The following is a 21,555-nucleotide window of genomic DNA, read 5'->3' on the forward strand; positions in this document are numbered from 1 at the left end:
CGTGATAATAGACATTTCGGAGTGTGGCGCAGTTTGGTAGCGCATCTGGTTTGGGACCAGAGGGTCGTAGGTTCGAATCCTATCACTCCGACCATCTATTTTTAAGAGCCTTACAGGCTTTTTTTTATGTATAATGGTTTAGTTTTTGATATATTTAAAACTTGCTTTAGTATATAAAAGTCCTCTAAGAGCGCCTGTAGCTCAGCTGGATAGAGCATCTCCCTTCTAAGGAGGTGGCCGCAGGTTCGAATCCTGCCAGGCGCACCATTTAGCCTGCAAATCTTGCCTTATCAGGCAATAGTTATGGCGGTTGTAGCTCAGTTGGTAGAGCCCCGGGTTGTGATCTCGGTTGTCGTGGGTTCGAGTCCCATCAGTCGCCCCATATTTTATTCTGCATTATCCTCTTCCTCTTCTTGTTCTATCTCATTATAAAAACCTTGTTCTAAATAATAATACTTGCCATTTTTGGCTTTTTTTTGTGCCTGTATGATTGGTTTTAACCTATCTTACCCCCTGCGATTAAAATTTGTAGACTCATCAACCCTTTGATTGTCTATTGATTTACTGGCCTTTTGTCTCATTTATTTTTATTATGGGTTCTCTTTCGAGACGCTCGCTATCTCTGTATGTGCCTTGAACCTGCTTTGTTATTCTTTAACCGCCTTTATATAGAATAGCAAAATATAGAATAACAAAGGCAACGCTTTTAGTGATGCATCATGATAAGGTCTTAAAGCCCGTTGATATATTAGGTCATCCATTAAGAAGTGATCCATTGAAAATGATACGAGTGTTAAGAAAATTAAAGGTCAGTTAAAAAATATATTGAATAGATTTAGTAAGCCTAAGACCGTAGTAGGGATGTGAGTGCTTGTTTGAGATGCGCTGCTATGGATCTTATATTATTGAGGAAGTGATTGATGGACGCATTGAGCGTATTGCTACAAAACGTGCATTTGTTTGAAACCAAGTATTATCGTTTGAATGGGACTGGTAATTGGTCTTATTCCATCACTAGACAAGATACGATTTTATTTTATTTAGTGATGTCTGGGAGCTTTTGTATCGACGTCGGCAATGGTTTGCGACAGGCTCACGCAGGCGATATGATTATGATTCCCAGTGCCCATAAGCATGTGAGCTATGCCTTAGATCATAATGGTGACGATGCGCTACCGCTAGATGAGTTGCTGACTCATTGTAAGGAAAACACCCTTGATATCGATGGCAACGGTGATCCTAACTCGTCTTTGATATTGATTGAATGCAAGTATGATAAAGAAATGATACGTCCTTTGTTATCTGTGCTGCCTGCGATTTTGCCTGAAATCAACGATGAGTCTGACGGTAGGTTTGAGGTCATTGATGTCGAGATTAAGCTGCTGACCTTAGAAGCCGAGCGTGAGCGCATGGGTAAGACCGCAATCATCAATCATTGGGCAAGTATTATGATGATTGAATGTTTGCGGGTTTATATTGAAAGTTTGCCTGAGGCCACAGAAAATTGGCTAAAAGCCATGAAAGACCCGTTTTTGACCAAGGCGTTAGCAGCGATGCATCAAGCGCCCAATCAAAACTGGACCATTCATAAGCTGGCTGAAGTCGCAGGAATGTCACGCTCAAGCTTTGCGCAGCGCTTTAAAGATACAGTTGGTATGCCGCCGTTGACCTATCTCATTGACTATCGCTTGCGCTTGGCGGCTCGTTATCTACGCTTGCAGCAAAACAGTATTGGCCGTATCAGTGAGTTGGTTGGCTATGCGTCAGATTCGACCTTTAGTCAAGCATTCAAGCGCGTTTATGGGGTATCTCCAAAAGCCTATCGCCAACAATATCAACAAGAAAACATCGCATAGCGTATCGTTAATACACCATAAAAGCGTTAAGGTTGCCATTAGGCCCTTAACGCTTTTTTGTTTTCTCATGGTGAAGTATGAGACTTCCATGAAGATATTTCGTCTATGGTTGACAGGTGTTGATAGAGAGTATTTTGACGATGGACAGCTGACAATGTGCTTGTGTTCAGGTACTATGGAATAATGAGTCATTTAGGCGCAAACGCTTGTTTTTAGCGTAAGATATGTCACTGTATGGTGGTCAGATCGTTTGTTCTAAATGATATTTATTTTTGCTGCTGATGGTATGTTATGACTGAACCGACCGCAAAGCCACGCGCAGGAGCCAATAGCCAACAAGGCTCAGCTGTGTCCGCTAAAAAACAAAGCGATATGAATCTAAGCAACGTCAAGCATGGTCGAAAAGACAAGGCGGGTGCGACACCTGACAAAGCGATGTTATTGGCACTGTTTACGCTGCCAGATATTGAAGAGGTAGGTGTTAAAGAGACAGTTGTTAAAGGCGCAGCTGATGAGTTATCTAATACCCATAGCGCGGTGCAACAATCTGCTGCTAGCGAGATGAATATTGCCGAGCAGCGTGTGGCACTGTATTGTACCCAGCATGAGCGTACGCGATTATTATATATGGCATCCGCTGCCACGCGACCTACTTATTTGGTACAAACGCTCAAATCACAATTCGCAGAACATCAGCAATACTTGCTGGCACAGCAGCTTGATAAACGCGGCTTGATGGATATCGATGGATTAGAGCGTCTTTGGCAGCAGCTGCATGTGGTCGATGACATCATCGCTGATATTGTCCGTCATATGCCAGCTCAGCAGCCAGCTGGTTGGCAACTGACCACTCAGGATGGGCGAAATCCGCTATGCTTTGCCACCGTTGGCAAATTAAAGAACAGTAAGCCTATTCGTGATCAAGGCAGTCTAAATAGCTATGTGCTTGGGCACTTCGGCGTGAGTAGTTTTACCTATGACCGCGGCTATTATATTGGACATGTCGTTGGCTACTTATTCAGCTGTTATTTTTGTGCCCATCTATCTATTAGCTATGGTGTTACGGCACTTGGTTCGCAGGTTATAGCTGATTACGATTACGCCAGTCTTGAGACGCCATACATGGTTAGACTGCTACAAGGGCTGGATGGCTACTGTAAAAAACGTATTTATCAATTGGCAGTTATCTGTGCACGATTGAGTGTCTTTGCCAGTGACAAGCGTATCGAGAGAATGCTCATTGCTGAGGTCAACGACTTCGATAAAAAATTGCAGCAGCAGCACTTGGATGTTTTGTTATTGCAAGGTTTGATGCCAGACAGTAGCGATTCTACGCCGCTTTTTTAAGCCATTGGATCTCGATAGATCTCCTTTATAAGTCCTTGTTTATTACCTTTTATTATTGACCACTTTAGGATATTCGCTGCTATGCCCGCTTATCATTATAAAGCGTTAGATGACCATGGCAGTGTGCAAAAAGGCTTGCTCGAAGGCGATTCTGCGCGACAAGTTCGCCAGCAGCTGCGTGATAAACAATGGACACCCGTTGAAGTCAGTGCCGTCAATGATAGACAAAACCAGAATAAAAACCGCTATAAAAAACCCTCTGCTTACGAGTTAGCATTGCTGACCCGTCAATTATCGGTATTATTGGCAGCGGGTATTCCGTTAGAGGAAACGCTTGCCGCCGTCGCCAAACAATCACCAAAAACCCATATTAAATCTCTCATGCTTGCCGTGCGCTCGCATGTATTAGAGGGTTTGAGCTTGGCGCGAGCATTGCAGCAAGCCGCCAGTTTTCCACCACTATATATCGCGACCATTGCGGCAGGGGAGAAGTCAGGTCACTTGGATTTAATCTTGAACCAGTTGGCAGATTACACCGAAAACCGCTTTGCATTGCAAAAGAAAATCCAAGGCGCAATGGTTTATCCGATTGTGCTGATGGTGATGGCAATTGGCGTGATTATGGGTTTGATGAGTTTTGTGGTGCCCAAAATTGTCAAAGTGTTTGAGCAGTCTGAGCAAGCGCTACCGCTCATTACCCAAATTGTTCTTAGCTTATCTAACCTCATTACTCAGTGGTGGTGGCTGATGCTGCTAGTATTAGCCGGAACGGCGTTTTTGTTTTATCGTTTTGCGCAGACGCAAGCGGGTAAGTTAGCGATAGACAGCATCGTGCTAAGGCTACCGATATTGGCGCGGTTATCAAAAGGGCTGAATGCAGCACGTTTTGCCAGTACATTGGCGATATTGGTACGCTCAGGGGTGCCATTGATTGAGGCACTGCATATTGGTGCGGCGGTGACGACCAATTTACACATTCAAAAAACCATCATCACTGCGGCTGATAGGGTGACGGAAGGCTCAAGCTTATCGAGTCAATTAGAAAAGTCCAGTTACTTTCCGCCGATGATGGTGCAAATGATTAAAAGTGGCGAAAACTCAGGTGAGCTTGAGAATATGCTCAGCCGCGCCGCCAATATGCAGGAAGCAGAAGCCACTAACTTTATCAGTACCTTATTGTCGCTACTTGAGCCGTTGATGCTAGTGCTGATGGGCGTGGTAGTCATGATTATCGTAATGGCAGTGATGCTACCGATTGTCAATATGAATGATCTGGCAGGATAGTGAGCACTTAAGCCTTCTGAGCTTGTGTGCCTCCCGCTCACATTTCTATTGTAGCGATCTTACTAAATATTACGCTAGCTTTCTTAAGATTTGCTTACTGTTGTAGATTGTTGACTGAGTCAGGTTTTTATTAGGGTAAAGCCAGCCATCAAGCTATAGTAAGCGTCAGTCAAAAGTTATCCTTATAAATATCACTCGTCATGCTGTGGTTCAGTATTGATGCTTATAAAAGTCAAGGTTCATAACAATATACTTGCGGTGCTAGGGCGTTTCCTTATTTTAAAAATGGTGATAAAAATGAGATAGATTGCCGTCAAACAAGGAAAGTAGCTTCTTAATATCGAGATATTAAGAAGCTATTTGACGATGTTTGGCAAAATTTAGCTATTTTTAGCCCATTTAGAAAGTAAACGATTGAATTGAGGACACGCCCTAGATAAAAATAAAATCATGGTTTATAGTGATAATCGTTTCAGTGCTCATTAATACGCCGATCATTAATGTTACTTGAACGCCACTTTTCCTATTTACATCACCCTGATGCCAAAAGCGATGATAAAAGCGATGACTATAATTGACAAAATTCAAGTAACTACTATGCCAACAAGTGCTATGCCAATAAGTGCCATGAGTGCCAACAAGCCAGCTCCTACAAGAGCACGTCAGCCACTGCCTATGCGTAATAACCAGTCTGGATTTACTCTGATCGAGATCATGGTCGTGATTGTAATCTTGGCAATTCTTGCAGGCTTAGTTGTCCCGAAAGTGGTGGGACAAAGTGATAAAGCTCGCGTCAAGACCACTGAAACAGCGCTTGCTACAGTATCCAACGCCCTTGATATGTATAAGGTTGATAATTCGCGCTATCCGACTACCGCACAAGGTCTAGAAGCATTAACAACACCGCCAGCAGAGGCCAAAAACTACCCAGATGGTGGTTATATCAAAGGCGGCTATCCAACAGATGGCTGGGAAAATGAGATGCAATATGTCGCCCCAGGCAGTGAAGGTCGTCCTTATGATTTATTTTCGCTGGGTGCAGATGGCCAGCAAGGCGGCGAAGGTCAAGATGCTGATCTTTATGCTCAATTATAAGTATTAGCTTGATGAGCAATTAAAATATGGGTAGCTAACGATCCCTTACTTCATAGTATGTTTATTGGTGACGGTCGCTCTAAAGCTCTTAAATATCAACCAATAAGACCTTATTGGTTGATATTTTTATATCAGTAACTAAGTGGCATAGCATTCCATAGATAATGTCAAACCATCCATTTTTCTAAAAAGCTATACGTTTGATACCAGTCATATCGCCCCGCTCATTTGTCATTAAAATCAGCCAGTAGAGGTCATTACTCATGTTTACCAACAAACTCAATTCACAAGCCGTCATTACGAATAAACGAGTCTCTAAGTTGCCTCACGCACTTGCAATCATGAGTACTTCATTGATGATAGGGTTGTCAATGGCATCTATGAGTGCTCAAGCTGCAGGTTTGGGCGAGTTATTTGCTAATAATGGTGCCGCCCAATCGAAGTTTTTGCCTGTCGATAAAGCGTTTCAAGTTATTAGCAGCACTAAGGCCACGTCTAAGGGCACGCGCTTATCTATTAATTTTGATATTACGCCAGGTCATTATGTCTATAAAGATCAGCTTACTCTCAGTTTTCCTAAAGGCGTGAGTGCAACCCCCTTTACTTTTAGTCAGTCGCCGGTCTCCATTGACGACCCAACCTTTGGTAAGGTTCCCGTTTTTACCCAAAAAAATATGGTAGCAACCACGACTCTGACTACTAACAATGGTAAAGGCGCAAAAAATGCACCGATTATCATTGGCTGGCAAGGCTGTGCAAAAGCTGGGCTGTGCTATCCGCCAGAGAAAATCAAAACCACGGTTGATATCGCCGTGACACGCAAATAGACCACAAGCCGATCGACTCAAATATTGGTAATAAATAGAATATTAGGTAATAAATAGGTAGCTCTTCATGTCCATCAAGACAATAAAAAAAACACCATCGCTAACGGTACATCGCTCGTCCAAAAAATCTTATCTACTAGCATTTGCGGTCTCTAGTAGCTCGTTGTTTACAGGACTGGCTGCGATGCCCATGATGACTCATGCGGCAGGGCTGGGTGATTTATTTAGCAGTGATAAAAATGCGGCACAGACGAAGTTTTTACCAGTGAACAAAGCTTTCCAAGTCAGTGATAACAGTAAAGCTACCAATAATGGCACGCGCTTAGCCATTAATTTTGACATTACGCCTGAGCATTATGTTTATAAAGACCAAATCAAACTGACGTTGCCAGCTGGCGTGACCGCCGCGCCTTTTACCTTTAGTCAAAAGCCAGTGTCAATCGATGATCCAACATTCGGAAAAGTACTGGTGTTTGACCAAGCGAATATGGTGGCTACGACGACCTTGAGCAGTAGTAATGGTAAAAGCGTCAACGATGCCGCCGTGGTGATTGGCTGGCAAGGCTGTGCCAAAGCAGGGCTATGCTATCCACCTGAAAAAATTAAAACGACGATTGATATCGCTGCTACAACGCCACAAATTGCAGGAAATAGCGCCAGTACTTCTACTCAAGAAGCTGCTAACAACAGTCTGACAGATAATGACAACACCGCTGAGTCAAGTGCAACGGTTGCCGATAGTCTTGCAGCAGAGCAAGCGCTGACTGATGATGGGGTGATTGATTATGCCTTGTTGGATGATGAGGCTTTAGATGGAGAGCTTGGCGCCACCAATACGATTTCTGGCGCAGATGAACAAGGCGTCGATGGCACTGCGACAAGTGAAGTTCCTACGACAACCAACAATACTGTTGCTGGAAATAATGCTACTGATAGCGATCCTTTTGGTCTGGCTTCTCATCCTTGGTTGGCATTGGTATTATTGTTTTTAGCAGGGCTGGGTTTGGCATTGACACCATGCGTACTACCAATGTTGCCAATCGTTGCCAATATCGTTGCCCGTGAGGAAAACCCAACGGTGAAACGCGGTGTTATTCTCACCACCAGTTACGCTATTGGCGTGGCAACAGCTTATGGTATTTTGGGCGCAGTTATCGCCGTGTTTGGTGAATCATTAGGCATTATCGGCTGGCTACAAAACCCCATTATCCTCATTGGTTTTGCGATTGTTTTTGTCCTACTTGCACTATATATGCTGGGTGTGTTTAGTATCCGCTTACCAAGATTTATTAGTAATAAAATGCAAGGCTTGAGTCAAGCAGGGGATAGCAAGCTGGGCAGTACGGGCGGTAGTTTAATCGCGGGTTTCTTATCTGCGCTCGTAGTATCGCCTTGTGTTTCTGCGCCATTGTTTGGGGCACTGCTTGCCGTATCGACGATTGGTAGTCCACTACTGGGTTTTGCAGCTTTATTTATGCTGGGTTTTGGTTTATCCGCACCGCTTATCTTAATTGGTGCCACCCAAGGTAAAATTATGCCGAAAGCGGGCGCGTGGATGAACTGGGTCAAGCAAGGTTTTGCCTTATTGCTCTTTGCCGTTGCTTTATTATTAATTGAGCGCGTCTTTATCTCACCCGTGATGCTAATGGTATGGGCGTTATGGTTTATGGTTGTAGCGATGTGGGCGTGGAGTTGGTTGGGTAAAGGTCGTATGCTGACCCAAGCATTGGGATTAATCGCTGGTATTTGGGCAACATGTTTAGTCATCGGCGCGGCGTTGGGTAACGATGATAGCTTGCATCCGCTGGCATCTTTAAGTGCTGCTCCGATGATGCAGACGACTGGTCAGCCAGCCATGAGTAATACAACAGATAAAACCGTCACAACGCTGACTGAATTAGATGCCATTATCGCCGCTAACCCTAAAGTGCTTGTCGATGTCACTGCTGAATGGTGTATCGAGTGCCGTATTATGGATAAAAACTTATTTCATAATCGTCCAGCGCAGATGCAGGATTGGCAGTTGGTGAGACTGGATATAACAGAAACTACTGACGATTCTAAAGCAATCTTAGCGCGCTATAAATTGTTTGGCCCGCCAGCATTGCTGTATTATCAAGACGGTCAATTGACCAATCAACAGGTAGGCGAAATTGGTCGTTCAGAGTTTGAACAAACATTGACGATGCTTAATAACTGATACTTAATAAAACGAGTAAGTCTTTTCTAAAGGCTTAACAATATAAAAGAGCCAATGTACTATTCATACAGTACGTTGGCTCTTTTATTTTTACCAACGGTTATCTGTCATCCTGACGCTAAGCATTTGGTTTAGCATTGGTTATTCATATTTACATTGGTATAGTGCAGCGATAACGCTAGTATAGTGCACATATTTTCATTACAATAAAGCAACAATGCTGAAGGCGCATTACTCATCGTAATTGCTGATTTCTATATCTGAATGTCATTACGCTTATTTTAGCGATGATGCTAATAGTCATACTCATTATCTCATATACTCTGCTGGCGATAATGTCAGTTAGACAAAGGACACTTATGTTTTCCCATATCACTGCAAAGCGCCGAACTGTGCCCCTTATTACCACGCGCCAAAATATTTTACTTCAGACGAAAAAGCATTATTTGAATATTGCTGTTGGTCTAGCGCTAACCTGCTTTACCGTGCAAGTCCAAGCTGCCGATAAAACTCAGAGCTATAATGAGTTACCAGTACCGGAGGCGGCGTTTGAGTATGAAGACTATCAGGTGTCACAGGATGCCAATACAGCTGCGCAAGATCGCCAAGTAGTCAGTAAAGAATTTATCGCTCAGCAAGCGAAATTATTTTTTGAATGTACCCAAGTACAGACCAGTGCTGCGCGTTTGGCTTGCTTTGATAAAGTCGCTGAAGAAGGTAAAACACCGACTTACACCACGACCAAGCAGCCAGTAGATTTGGCAAAAACATTTCAAAGTACACTTTCAGGCAATCCGCAAGTGGTCTTTGTAGAAGAGAAATCTACCATTGCTGGTGCGAATACCACAGCGACTGGTTCAGCCGAGAACGGGCCTACTACGACAGAAAGTCTAGGCACAGTTGGGCTAACGCAAAGAGAAGCACAAGTTTTAGAAAATATTGGAGTCACGCAGACCGACATCGAAAAATATACCCCACTCAGCTTGTCTTATGACCTCGATAAAAATAGTGAGCGTGGAACTTGGACCGTCAGACCATACCGTCCGACCTACGTATTACCACTATTTTATACCTTTGATCCCAACTTAAACCCACGCACACCGTCGCAAGATGTAGAGTCGTTTGATTCTAATGATATACGTGAAACGGAGCTGAAGTTTCAGATATCTTTGAAGACCAAAGTCGCCGAAGACTTATTTGATAGCAGTGCTGACTTATGGTTTGGTTATACGCAAGAGTCACATTGGCAAGTCTACAACGAAGACAACTCGCGACCATTCCGTGCCACCGACTATCAGCCTGAGATATTTTTGACTCAGCCAGTGACGGCAGACTTGCCTTTTGGTGGTCGTCTTCGTATGCTTGGCGCTGGTGCCATTCATCACTCTAATGGACAAGACGACCCGTTATCACGTTCATGGAATCGTGCTTACCTGATGGCGGGGGCAGAGTGGGGCAAGCTATCGGTCGTACCGCGTATTTGGGCTCGAGTCAATAATGAGAGCAGCAGCAGTGAAGACAATCCTGATATTGAAGACTACATGGGTTACGGTGATGTCAAATTCTCATATGACCTGCCTGATCAACAAAGCCTAAGTGGCACTTTGCGCTACAATCCAAGCACCAATAAAGGGGCGGCGCAAGTCGATTATATTTATCCATTATCAGAGAATGTTAATGGCTTTGTTCAGGTTTTCCAAGGCTATGGCGAATCCATCATCGATTACAACCACGAAAATACCTCTATTGGTTTTGGTATCGTACTGAATGATTGGAAAGGTTTCTAATATCAGCGCACATTTTGATAATCGTCCATGCGACTTTTAGCGCCTTATCAAACTGGACTATGGCTGGCAGAGTATCTCGATATACGCTGCCAGTTGTGCCGTGTTTATCGCAGCACGCCACAATCTCAGCTATCTCAAAATTACCTCTTATCAAATATTAGTAGCTTGCCAACGGCTGATTCTATATCGCACTCTCTAAAGCCCCTGCCAAACGATCCTTCATTTTTTGCTAATTTGCGCCAGCAATTTAACCACCGTTTTAACAGCGGACTACTTTGCTCGCATTGTCATGACAGTATCGCGTGGTTGCCGAAACCCTTCAATGTTGATATTGCTGCTGGTACGGTTTTATCTATCCAAACGGCGACTTATTATGAGTATCCGCTGCGTCAAGTGATCAGAGCTTTTAAGCACCATGAAGACATGACCAAATTGCCGTTATTGTTACATGCTATACGTCAGCTACCACGTCCTCATGGTTGTCATCATGATAATAGCGTGATTGTCGCCATGCCAACAACCGAGCAACGACTGCTCAAACGCGGCTTCGATCCTGTCAGTATTTTATCGGCGCAATTGTCTAAGCATTGGCAGATACCTTTATGGCATGGTGTAAAGCGCATTGACGACACTGTCAGTCAGCAAGGGCTTACACGTGCTGAGCGCCTGAGTAATCTAGACAATGCTTTTGTTTTAATCGAAAAGCCTCCTGTGAAACGCTTATTATTGTTTGATGATGTTGCGACCACGGGCGCTAGTTTACAAGCATTGGGACGTACACTGCTTACCCCGTCTGAAACAGTTACCATGTCAGATATTCAAGCCAATCATAAATACCATCTTTCTGCCTATGCTTTAGCGCATGGAAATCAGTCTTAAAATCTGTTCCTCTCTATTGATAATCACTAATATGTTGCTAATATGTTGCCTTAACGCTATATTATTAAAATAATATATGTTTATTTGTTATTAATATTCCAAAATACTGTGCTTATCACTCAATAGCATTGCTTATAAAATGCTATTTTCTAAATAGCTTGCATAACTGCTATGGCTATTATTATTGCTATGCAAAACTTTTGTTAAATATTATGGAACAAAAATTGCAATATTTTGATTGAATAACTATAAAAAAGACTGGCAAAAATGATATGAAAATTTGAATTCATTGTTGATATTTTTGGTTCAGTATTGGTATTAGACAAACAATAGTTATTATAAAATTGCCGTTATAAATAGGGATTTGATGTGAACGCATCTACAAATAATCTACCACGTAAGCTACGAGCAACCAGCTCAGGATTTACCCTGATTGAATTGATGGTAACGATTGCTGTGCTTGCCATTATTGTCGGTATTGCAGCGCCTAGTATTACGAGCCAGCTTGCCAATCAGCGAGTCAAATCGACAACAGCTACACTTGCTAATGCGTTGAAAGAAGCAAAAAACGAAAGTTTGATTCGTCGTCAACCTATTACTTTAAGCTATAACGATAGTAGTAATCCCAAAGTGATAAATATTACTGATGCAGATTCGGTGATAATAGCAAGCTACCGTTACGATAGTAAGAGCATTATTAAATCTTCTAAAACCAGTATTAAGTTTGAACCTAGCAAGCGTGTTGATGCGGCAGTTACCTACACTATATGTGATGCAAATACATCGACTATACCTAAAAAGGTTAATGTCAGTAAACTTGCTAATATCGATATTAAGACGGGAGTGTCATGCTAACAAATAAAATAACTCATCAGCGTGGTGTTGGTTTGATAGAGGTGTTAGTCGCCGTATTATTGCTATCTGTTGCAGTATTAGGCTTTAGCGCACTACAAGTGCGAGCGGTCAGCGCCACTGATGAGAGTCTTGTCCGTACTAAATCACTGACGCTCGTTCGAAATTTGGCTGAGATTATGCGTGCTTATCCTGAGGCTTATGTCACAGGCGGCGGCGCTGCTTTCGTCAGTGTTACACCTGACACCGCGCTTGCTATACCTACTATCCAAGCGATTATCAGCAGCACTGCAACTGACAATATTAAGGTTGATACAAAAACCATAAGCCGTAATGGTGCTAACAACTGCTTATCAAATGGCACAACGACTAATGCTGATAGTAAAAAAATTCCAAATAAACTATGTAACATCAGCCAATTGGCAACTCGTGACGCATTGATGGTCAAACAGTTAGCAAAAGATGAAGGTGTGGAGCTTGCCGTGGTTACTTGTCCAGGGACGACCAAACAAGCTATTCAGCAGCAAATGTGTATTGTCACTGCATGGAACGGTACCAAAGCATTATTAGATGATACAGACGTTAAAGCCTGTGCTGGTGCTAATGGTGTTTATAAAACAGGCAGTCAGTGCCTAATATCGGAGGCGTATTAATGTATATTTACAGTAATAGAAGCCATCCTTATCACACTTCGCCTTCTTCTGCCTCAGGATTTACGCTTATTGAGCTGATGATCTCGTTAGTCTTAGGTTTACTGATATCTGCCGCAGTAATACAGGTTTATATCATTAGTACCCGTACCGTGACCGTACAGCAGGGCGCCTCAGAAGTTCAAGACAGTACAATATTTGCATTACAAACCCTAGAAGATCAGATTCGTATTGCCAATTTAGGAAACCCTATTACCAATGTTAACGACACCACAAGAAATGGTGGGATTGTTTTAACAGGTAATAATTTAGGAGACAGTAGCTACGCTAATACTGGTTATCTTACGGTCAGTGCTGGTCAGACAGGAACGAAGGGTACCAACGGCTGGACAGGCATATCAAATACGAATGTTGCTAGCGATCAGCTGACTATTCAATATAAAAATATTACGCAAAATGCTTTGTTTGACTGTGAGGGTGCAGAGATTGTTGCCGGTAGTAGCGATTGGGTTATCGAGCGCTACTTTGTACGCCCAGTAGCAGGAAAAACAGCAGTAACAGGTTCACAAAACTTAGTGTTGGCTTGTGATGCGGGACGTCTGAGTAGTGCAGGTGTTGTTAGTGATTTGGGTGATAACGGTGAGGTAATGATACCCGCTATTGACCAATTTAAGGTGCTATTAGGGACGCTAACAGATGTAAATAATTTAACGTATCTGCCATCAAGCATTTATCTCAATTTAGATAAACCTTTACTCACGGATAAGCCTGCAATCACGACAGTCAAAATTGGTGTCATCGTTCGTAGTAGCACGCCACTAATCAGTAGTGTAGACAAAACTGACTTTAGCGTATTTGGCACAGCACAGACATTAAAAACCGAGAACACTAAATATTATCGCCGCAGTTATGAGTCAACAAATTTATTGCGTAACGCTCGTGTTATGTCGGTAACTGGTATGACATCTAGTAGCAAGTAGCACCACAAAAAAAGAGGACAACATGTCAAATATACCTCATCACCAGTCCCTTAAAAGTTCTGTATCAACACAGCAAGGCGCTGTGCTAATTGTAGTGCTATTGTTTTTAGTATTGATCATATTAGCGGGCGTTATCGCTGTTAAGCAAAGTACGACTGACCTGCGACTAGCCACCAGTGACCAAATCAATACCTTGCTATTACAGTCAGCAGATAACGCCAATCAGAATATTGAACAAAGTATCAATGGCAGTAGTAGTGCTAGTATTTATGACGATATGCTGTCACGTAGTGGCCCTTTTGGGCACTTCATCTTAGATACCAGTAGCACCAACCATGAATATGTTTTTTGTTTCCGTCCTCGTAGTCAGTTTTTTGACATTAATAAGACAACCATTACTGTACCTGGTGGGGGTAATATACTAGGCGCTGGCAAAGGCTATTGTAATCCTGCTAAATCTGCTGACTATGTCAGCGAACGTAATGCGAGCATGACCCAAGTAAATATATCACTGACACCACCAAGTGCTAGCAATGAAGCATTTGGTAGTTATACGATTGGTCAAGACAGTGGCACAATTTCCAGTCAAGCGTTTATGTTTGATATCAACAGCACTTCTGTACTACCTGCTTATGCTGATCCAAAGGTTAATGGTAAAGATTGTTTTGAGCAGACTAGTAAAGTCGATAGCGTTAGCAATAAAGACAACACTATTGGTGGTTGCATGATAAAAGCTGGTGTTCCCAGTAAAGTCTTGTATGAAAAGGCTAATGTAGAGAATAAATCAGAGCGTACACAGTGTGTTGACTTTGGTAAAGGCAGTGGCCTACGTTGTACGCTTCCTTCTACCTAATACTCGTCACTAGCAACTATTTTATAGACAAAAAATCTGTGCAGCTGACCATCGGGATATGATTGACATATGGTTAGCAAATTGAATTGACACATATAAGGAATAGGTCATGCAACATGTATATAGCAAAAGGTCTAACCGACAGTCATGGCCTATCAAAGCTTTAGCGATAGCGGTGGTCATAGGGCTGACTGGTACGGTGACTCAAGCCGCTACTGTCAATAGAAAGCCGATAGGTGACTTGGAGATTTATGCACCAGCCACACCAGGTACGGCGTCTATTTTTATGATGCTAGATACCTCAGGTAGTATGGGTAGTGGTAGCATGCGCAACGATTATGGCCAATCATGCTGGACATCTTCTCAGTCTTCAGAAAAAATTCGTGCCGTTATTTATAAACGTCAGGATGATGGTTCAGCTGCTGATGGGTTGTACAGGGATGAAGATGGGAATACCGTCATAGACAAGACAAGCATTCAACAAGAAATTAACTTTACTCCTGAAGGTTGTACTATTAATGGGACGATGCGATTTGATAGATTGACTCGCCTAAAAATAGCGCTCATCGAACTATTGGCCGATGAGGTTTTCGACTATCAGAACAACCTAAAAGACAGTGGCTCTCTCTCGGATGATTATGAGATAGGCTTCGGTAATTATAGTTATAATGGCAGAGACAGAGCGGGGGTGGTGTTAGTTCCTACCAAGGCACTAACTGCGCCTCAACGAGCAGCATTAATCAATGCAGCAAAAGACTTAGAAGCATCAGGTTTGACACCAACTGCCCACGCGCTAGCAGAGTCAGGTGCTTACATGATGGGTACGACTACTAAAGGTGGCGGCTCAGATAATTATAGTGGGTTTGATGACTCTGTTAGTAGTTCCAAATCTGGCAATGCATATATTTCTCCATTGAATACCCAAGAATGTAGCGGTAATGGTATTTACTTATTAACCGATGGCCAACCAAACGGTAGTCGTACTACTAGATCTAAGAATTTAATGAATGAATCTTTGTTAGCTTCTACCTCTAGCCCTGCATTGTCAGTAGATAGCTGTGAAAGTTTGACAGGTGACAGTAGTTCTAGGTCATGGGGTTGTATGGCTAGCTATGCAGCGCTACTACGCAATACTGCCAATAATCCGCTTGGGTTACCTATCAAAACAGCAACAGTTGGTTTTGGTAGTGATTTTGCTGGACTGACTGGCACGCGCACCATCACAGTTGACGGCGAATCAAAAGAAGTAACGGATTGTGATAGCGGTAGTGTCGGCAATGACACTCGGAATTTATGTAAACTGGGTGAGCGTAAAGGTGACAATGAAGTCAAAACCTTTGGTGATGGCGGTTTTTACTATACCGAAGAGTCAGCAGATATTGCTGCCAGTATTGTTGATTTTGCCTCAGGCTTGGTACAGATAATCAATACGGCACCTTCAGGTACTATTACTATTCCAGAGGATCCTTATCGCGCTGCAAACCAACTACCCTATGCCTATCTACCGATGCTCGATCCTAGTATTGCTTCAGCAGCCAGTATTTGGAGAGGCAACCTCAAGAAGTATGAGCTAAATAAAGGCACGCTATTCGGTAATAGCAGCAAACTGCTGTACAAAGATGTCGCAGGTAACCTCGATGAAAAAACTCAAGATCTATGGCAAACCTCTGATTTCAAAGTAGAAGGCAGTATAGCCAACAATAATATTACCGCTGGTGGTGTTTATGCGCAATTGCGTACACCAAGCTCAAGCCTTGGTAGTGTTCGTAGCCTTTATGTTGAGGACTATACTTCGAGCGGTAATACCACACCGATTTTACGTAAATTGAGTGTGGATAGTAGCGGTAAGCCACAAGGGTTTGACAAGCTAATAGATGCAGGAGCGTACAGTCAGCTAAATCAACGCCGCTTACTGAGCTTTTTAGGTTTTACCAGTGTATTAACCAACGATGGACAGCCTACCTCCACGACAGAGGTGAAAAATTTAGTACTGACTCGTCCAACGAATGAAACTAAAGTCTTGGGCGGGGTGGTACATTCTAAGCCTGAAGCGATCTCCTATAGCGCTACTTTAGATGATAATGGGCGTATCACTGATACCCGTGATGATTATGTTTTATTTGGTTCTATGGACGGTGCCTTGCATTTGGTTGATGCTGATGATGGCAAAGAAGAAGTGGCTATCATCCCGAGGTCTATGTTGATTGCCCAACCAGAAGCGTTAGTAGATGGTTCGATTAGAGATAGAGTGGGCGAACCTTACTTTGGCGTTGATGCACCGTGGTTGGTAACAACGGATTACAACTTTGATTTGCCTGGAAAGCAGGTAAAAGTAGAAGAGGTAGCAGGTGAGAAAGGTATGTTTGCCTATGGCGGTCTAAGAATGGGCGGTGAGGCTTTTTACGGGATGAATATTAGTAAAAAAGCTGAACCAAAAATGCTGTTTACCATTACTAAAGCAGGACTGAGTTCAACCACGACTGCTAAATCTAACACTGTCGGTTTTGAGCGTCTAGGTCAAATTTGGAACAAACCAACATCAGCCAAAATTCGTATGAGTAAGGATGCTGACCCTATCAATGTACTAGTGTTTGGTGGTGGTTATGATATGAAATACGAAGATGATAGCTATGTACCAACAGCTAGTGCGCCTGCGAAAGGTAATGCTATCTATGTGATTAACGCCCAATCAGGTGAACTGATATGGTCGACCAGTGGTGAGTCAGGCAGTACAAAGAATATCAAAACCGACAAGATGATCAATAGTATGGTTGGTGGTATTACTGTACTTGATAGAGACAACGATGGTCTTATGGATCATTTATATGCAGCTGATTTGGGCGGACAAGTATTCCGTGCTGATTTTGAGAATGCTCGTCCTGAAAAATATGGTTTTACTGAAGTGGCCAGTTTCTCAAATAAGCGTGTTACACGAGTGCTTAATGCCGCACCTAGCACTGAAGCATTTAAAAAATATGCGTATCGTTTCTATGATCGCCCCATCGTTAGTTTTTATCGTAATGAAGGGATTAGTGGGCAAACCATTGCTAATAACGGCAAGCTCTTTGCGTTAGTCAACGTTATCTCAGGTAATCGTAGTGCACCTTTATCTACTTTGCGTAACAATAATGACTACGCCAATCGTGTCTACGGCATCATTGACACTGATATTACCAACGCTGATTTATACAAAAGTGGATTTACGCCTGTGACGCAAAATCTAACAGAAGGTGAACTGGTTAACTTAGCGACTACCCTTGGCGCTTCTCCTTCTGAAGCGCAGAAAAATGCTGCCAAGGTAAATATGATCAAAGGAAGTAAACAGGGTTGGTATTATCCGTTGACGAGATTCGATGGATACAACAATGTTAGGCATAATAAAGGCGTTGGTGATAGTGCAGTCATCAACAACTTGCTATATACCACGGTTTATAATCCAGATAAGCAATACGGTACAGTGGCTAGCTGTGCAGCTAAGATATCGGGTGGCTCAGAGCGTCAATTATATTGCCTACCTTATGGTGTTTGTATGGATAGCACTTCAGTATCAGGAACGGGTGGCTATATACCTGCTGGTCAGGGTATTCAGGAATTGACCCTTGGCGCATACGATAAGGACAATACAGACGTCAAAATATTGATAGGTACAACGACCATTACTGATCGTATAGAAGCAGCTAATCGTGCAGGATACGGTTTGGATGGTATAAAGAATGATAGTAATATCAAAGACTTGTATCCAGGAGAGACGAGTCGTCCTACACAGGCAACAGGTGATGGAACGGCTGCTGAGTTTTTATTCAATGAGCGCTATACTCTGCAACCGCGAGCATGGTATGAAAGAAAGTAACAGCGTTAGTAGTGTAGCGATAAATGTATACATAAGCTTGCTAAGTACCATCCTTAGAGTCATTAAAAGTAAATGACTCTACTCGCACTCACAACAGGACACCGCGTATGACCAAGTCGCCCATCAATAAGACAGTAAGTACGGTAGCGCATAGCGGTGTACGAGGCTTTACGCTTATAGAGCTGATGATTGTCATTTTTATTGTCAGTATACTGGCTGCCATCGCTGTTCCAAGCTATCGTCAATATGCCATCTTGAATGCTGAGCGTGAGACACAAGCCAAAATGCAGCAATTACAGATACAGCTTGAGAGTTGGCGCTCTAAAGCACTAAGCTATAAAGGCTTTCAGCCGCAGAAAATTGATACGAGCAATAAAGTCACTTATGCCTATGCAGAGAAAGATAATAAAACCATCTATGTACCGGATGGCAGCGATGCGTCCAACTACCGATATAAGATTACCCTCGTCGATGGCGGTGATACGAGTAAGTCGTTAGTATCGACAGGGTTTTCTATCACTACTGGTCGGACGTGGAAGATGCTAGCAATACCAAATACTTCAGGACCTGCAAAGGGTGGCAGTACGATCATGCTAAGCAGCAACGGCATACGCTGTGCGCATAAAACTAATACCATAGCTATTGCTGATGTCAACTGCGGTGCGAATGAGGAAACTTGGTAATGGTATTGATATATAAAGACACTCAGCAATCATCTATGCAGACAACCGTCTCTCAACGTGGCTTTACTTTGGTTGAAGTCATGATTGTCGTCGCTATCTTAGGCGTACTCGCTGCTATCGCCTACCCAAACTATCAGCGCTATGTCATAAAGTCTAAACGCACGGATATGATGAGTGAGCTACATAATGTCGCGGCCGAGATTCAAAGCCGTAAACTGATCCAAGGTAGTTATAGCAATGCTTTAACTACTGGGCTGGGTGGGGACTTTCCTAAACAAGGTAATGCGCTCTATACCATCAGCTTTACCCCCAATCCGCTCACCTCAGAGTGGCGTATCATTGCAACGCCAAAATCGGGCAGTCAAATGTCTAATGATGGAACGCTCAGTCTTAATTATCAAAATAATAAGTGTCGAGGCAGCGTCTGTGGGACTGCAGATGACTGGAATGATTAGAAACAATATGTTTAAGGTAAATAAAGCTGACAAAAATTGTCAATAAGACTTACCTTTTACTACCTATAATAGGTGAACTGACAATTTTCAGTAGGGTAAGAGTAACATTATCTGTCAATTACTATTAGAGTCATGATTTGTTATGCAAAAATAGTAATAATAATCGAGTACTTAGCACGCATGTACATTATAGCCATTAGTTTTGGCACGTTATATGCAACATCTATTACAAGAGAAACAAACATATTATATTACTAAAGATAAAATGCGGCTGTATCAACAACAGCCACTTATCTTTATATACCTAAAGGAGTTCATATGAACACTGCTCAAAAAGGTTTTACCTTAATCGAATTAATGATCGTTATTGCCATTATCGGTATCTTAGCTGCGGTCGCTCTACCTGCTTATCAGGATTATACTGCTCGCGCTAAGCTTTCTGAAGCTGTATTAGCAGCATCTACATGTCGAACCACGGTATCAGAAGTCTATCAATCTGGAAGTGATAATTTACCCAAAAAAGATACGTGGGGATGTGAAGTTGGTGATGATACAACTCCTGCCACAAAGTATGTTCAGAAAGTAAATACTACAAATGCGGGAGCAATTGTTGTTACTGTTAGTAGCGATGATGGCTTACCTACAGAAGTTCGAGGAATGCAGTTTGCAATGGTACCAGTTGATAAAGATGGAGCAGCCATTGTAGCTGGTGCAAAAAATGGTGTAGTTATCAATTCTTGGAAATGTGGTCCAACAGCTGGTAATGTAGTTAAAAAAGCTAATCGAATACCTGCTAAGTATTTACCAGGTTCTTGCCGTGAATAATTAAGAGTTACAGATTCAATAATATTATTAATCCATAATAAAAAGCCAAACATTAAGTTTGGCTTTTTTACGATTGAATGCTGGTAGTAGAATGAATTTTAAAGATTTATTGCCTATGAGTTCGAGCATTATTATGTTGTTGACTCTAAATGCTCATTTAAAAAAACTGTTTAGTTTTATCTTAATTGATTTGATGGTTATTATCACTCTGACTTGTCTTCTAGCGATTATAGAAATAATTAGTTATAAACCAGAGTTTATCAAGAAATATTTTTTTATTTGCCGTAGTAAGTAATTTATATGAAGGCGCAGGATAGACAGAACTTAGTCCGACTGGTGTTAATATGCTAGCATAGGTTGAATGTTTCCAATTCAGTTTCTTATGATTTAATACAGTGGGAGTTACCGTTGATGCTGTGCGCTGTGACATATAGTCAAAGAAGTCTAAAACGGGTACAAGGTAGCCGACTTCAGATTGTAAAAATATTACCCCTAAGCAGAGTAACGCCGTAGCCGTTTAGCAGTTCTCTGACTATACATAGCCTTTCGTATTTGCAAAACCAATATATTAGCTTGGACTATGATAATAGAAGATTGTGGCGATGTCGTACATCAGCCGATATACTGGTAGTATATCTCCCATGTACTTGTCAATAATGTGTATTTCTATATAGACTATCACTGATTAGCAAACGACAAAAAACCACCTAACAGCCCTTTTTTCTGGTGGCCATTAGATGGTTTTTTATTGTCTCAGTATGTTGAGCGGTTGTTAAGTCTTAACTACTTCTCTAAATACTGAATCTTACCTTCCACACCATCCCACTTTTCAGCTTCTGGCATTTGTCCTTTCATTTCTGTGATGTTTGGCCATTTTTGTGCCAGCTCTTCGTTTAGCTGAGTAAACATCTCTTGCCCTTTTGGCACTTCATCTTCTGAGAAGATCGCATTGGCAGGGCATTCAGGCTCGCATAGCGCGCAGTCGATGCACTCGTCAGGATCGATGACGAGGAAGTTCGGGCCTTCATAAAAGCAGTCCACAGGACAGACTTCCACACAGTCGGTGTATTTGCAAAGAATGCAGTTATCTGTAACGACAAAGGTCATAGTGAGGTCTACCTGTTATTGGATT

General features: G+C 42.4%; 17 protein-coding genes and 3 tRNA genes. 19 read left to right on the forward strand and 1 reads right to left on the reverse strand.

What is annotated here, in order from left to right; translation table 11 throughout:
- The first annotated feature begins 17 nt into the window (after positions 1-17).
- The 19 genes from INT03_RS13120 to INT03_RS13210 all read left to right on the forward strand — a co-directional run bounded on the left by INT03_RS13120 (position 18) and on the right by INT03_RS13210 (position 20,423).
- Positions 18-94 (forward strand) — tRNA-Pro (locus INT03_RS13120).
- Between the two features lie 96 nt (positions 95-190).
- Positions 191-267: transfer RNA gene (locus INT03_RS13125), tRNA-Arg, on the forward strand.
- Between the two features lie 39 nt (positions 268-306).
- Positions 307-382, forward strand: a tRNA-His gene (locus INT03_RS13130).
- Between the two features lie 538 nt (positions 383-920).
- A complete protein-coding gene (locus INT03_RS13135) occupies positions 921-1,856 on the forward strand; it encodes an AraC family transcriptional regulator (RefSeq protein WP_045452534.1) in 936 nt (311 codons plus the stop codon).
- 291 nt (positions 1,857-2,147) lie between these two features.
- Complete coding sequence (locus tag INT03_RS13140; RefSeq protein WP_193009288.1) at positions 2,148-3,203, forward strand: hypothetical protein; 1,056 nt, start codon at positions 2,148-2,150, stop codon at positions 3,201-3,203.
- Positions 3,204-3,284: 81 nt separating this feature from the next.
- Entirely contained in the window at positions 3,285-4,487 is a 1,203-nt protein-coding gene (gene gspF, locus INT03_RS13145) for a type II secretion system inner membrane protein GspF (RefSeq protein ID WP_055123510.1), read from the forward strand.
- Between the two features lie 627 nt (positions 4,488-5,114).
- Entirely contained in the window at positions 5,115-5,582 is a 468-nt protein-coding gene (gspG, locus tag INT03_RS13150) for a type II secretion system major pseudopilin GspG (protein ID WP_045452738.1), read from the forward strand.
- Between the two features lie 263 nt (positions 5,583-5,845).
- Positions 5,846-6,409 carry a protein-disulfide reductase DsbD domain-containing protein gene (locus tag INT03_RS13155; RefSeq protein ID WP_055123509.1) on the forward strand — a complete coding sequence of 188 codons (564 nt, stop codon included), beginning with the start codon at positions 5,846-5,848 and terminating at the stop codon, positions 6,407-6,409.
- 67 nt (positions 6,410-6,476) lie between these two features.
- Positions 6,477-8,609, forward strand: a complete 2,133-nt coding sequence (locus INT03_RS13160) for a protein-disulfide reductase DsbD domain-containing protein (protein WP_193009289.1) — start codon at positions 6,477-6,479, stop codon at positions 8,607-8,609.
- Positions 8,610-8,968: 359 nt separating this feature from the next.
- Complete coding sequence (locus tag INT03_RS13165) at positions 8,969-10,396, forward strand: phospholipase A (protein ID WP_193009290.1); 1,428 nt, start codon at positions 8,969-8,971, stop codon at positions 10,394-10,396.
- A gap of 27 nt (positions 10,397-10,423) precedes the next feature.
- Positions 10,424-11,275 carry a ComF family protein gene (locus tag INT03_RS13170; RefSeq protein WP_193009291.1) on the forward strand — a complete coding sequence of 284 codons (852 nt, stop codon included), beginning with the start codon at positions 10,424-10,426 and terminating at the stop codon, positions 11,273-11,275.
- 369 nt (positions 11,276-11,644) lie between these two features.
- On the forward strand, positions 11,645-12,130 hold the full coding sequence (locus tag INT03_RS13175) for a GspH/FimT family pseudopilin (protein WP_193009292.1): 486 nt from the start codon (positions 11,645-11,647) through the stop codon (positions 12,128-12,130).
- A complete protein-coding gene (gene pilV / locus INT03_RS13180) occupies positions 12,124-12,780 on the forward strand; it encodes a type IV pilus modification protein PilV (protein ID WP_193009293.1) in 657 nt (218 codons plus the stop codon). Before INT03_RS13175 ends, pilV begins: the two co-directional genes overlap by 7 nt.
- Positions 12,780-13,757: a PilW family protein gene (locus tag INT03_RS13185; protein WP_193009294.1), complete on the forward strand. Its 978-nt coding sequence runs from the start codon at positions 12,780-12,782 to the stop codon at positions 13,755-13,757. Before pilV ends, INT03_RS13185 begins: the two co-directional genes overlap by 1 nt.
- A gap of 22 nt (positions 13,758-13,779) precedes the next feature.
- Positions 13,780-14,610: a pilus assembly protein PilX gene (locus tag INT03_RS13190; protein WP_193009295.1), complete on the forward strand. Its 831-nt coding sequence runs from the start codon at positions 13,780-13,782 to the stop codon at positions 14,608-14,610.
- A 109-nt stretch (positions 14,611-14,719) separates the two neighbouring features.
- Positions 14,720-18,460 (forward strand): PilC/PilY family type IV pilus protein, encoded by a 3,741-nt coding sequence (locus INT03_RS13195; RefSeq protein ID WP_193009296.1) that lies wholly within the window; start codon positions 14,720-14,722, stop codon positions 18,458-18,460.
- A 107-nt stretch (positions 18,461-18,567) separates the two neighbouring features.
- Positions 18,568-19,143 carry a type IV pilin protein gene (locus INT03_RS15085; RefSeq protein ID WP_193009297.1) on the forward strand — a complete coding sequence of 192 codons (576 nt, stop codon included), beginning with the start codon at positions 18,568-18,570 and terminating at the stop codon, positions 19,141-19,143.
- Positions 19,143-19,598 carry a type IV pilin protein gene (locus INT03_RS13205; protein WP_296293105.1) on the forward strand — a complete coding sequence of 152 codons (456 nt, stop codon included), beginning with the start codon at positions 19,143-19,145 and terminating at the stop codon, positions 19,596-19,598. Before INT03_RS15085 ends, INT03_RS13205 begins: the two co-directional genes overlap by 1 nt.
- Positions 19,599-19,916: 318 nt before the next feature.
- Entirely contained in the window at positions 19,917-20,423 is a 507-nt protein-coding gene (locus INT03_RS13210; RefSeq protein ID WP_193009298.1) for a pilin, read from the forward strand.
- A 783-nt stretch (positions 20,424-21,206) separates the two neighbouring features.
- On the opposite strand, the gene fdxA is transcribed toward INT03_RS13210, so the two are convergent.
- The gene (gene fdxA / locus INT03_RS13215) at positions 21,207-21,530 is read right to left on the reverse strand and encodes a ferredoxin FdxA (protein WP_057758216.1); all 324 of its coding nucleotides are present in this window, start codon (positions 21,528-21,530) and stop codon (positions 21,207-21,209) included.
- Between the last annotated feature and the right edge of the window lie 25 nt (positions 21,531-21,555).

Origin of the sequence: Psychrobacter sp. PG1 (assembly GCF_014897815.1) — a bacterium.
GTDB lineage: Bacteria > Pseudomonadota > Gammaproteobacteria > Pseudomonadales > Moraxellaceae > Psychrobacter.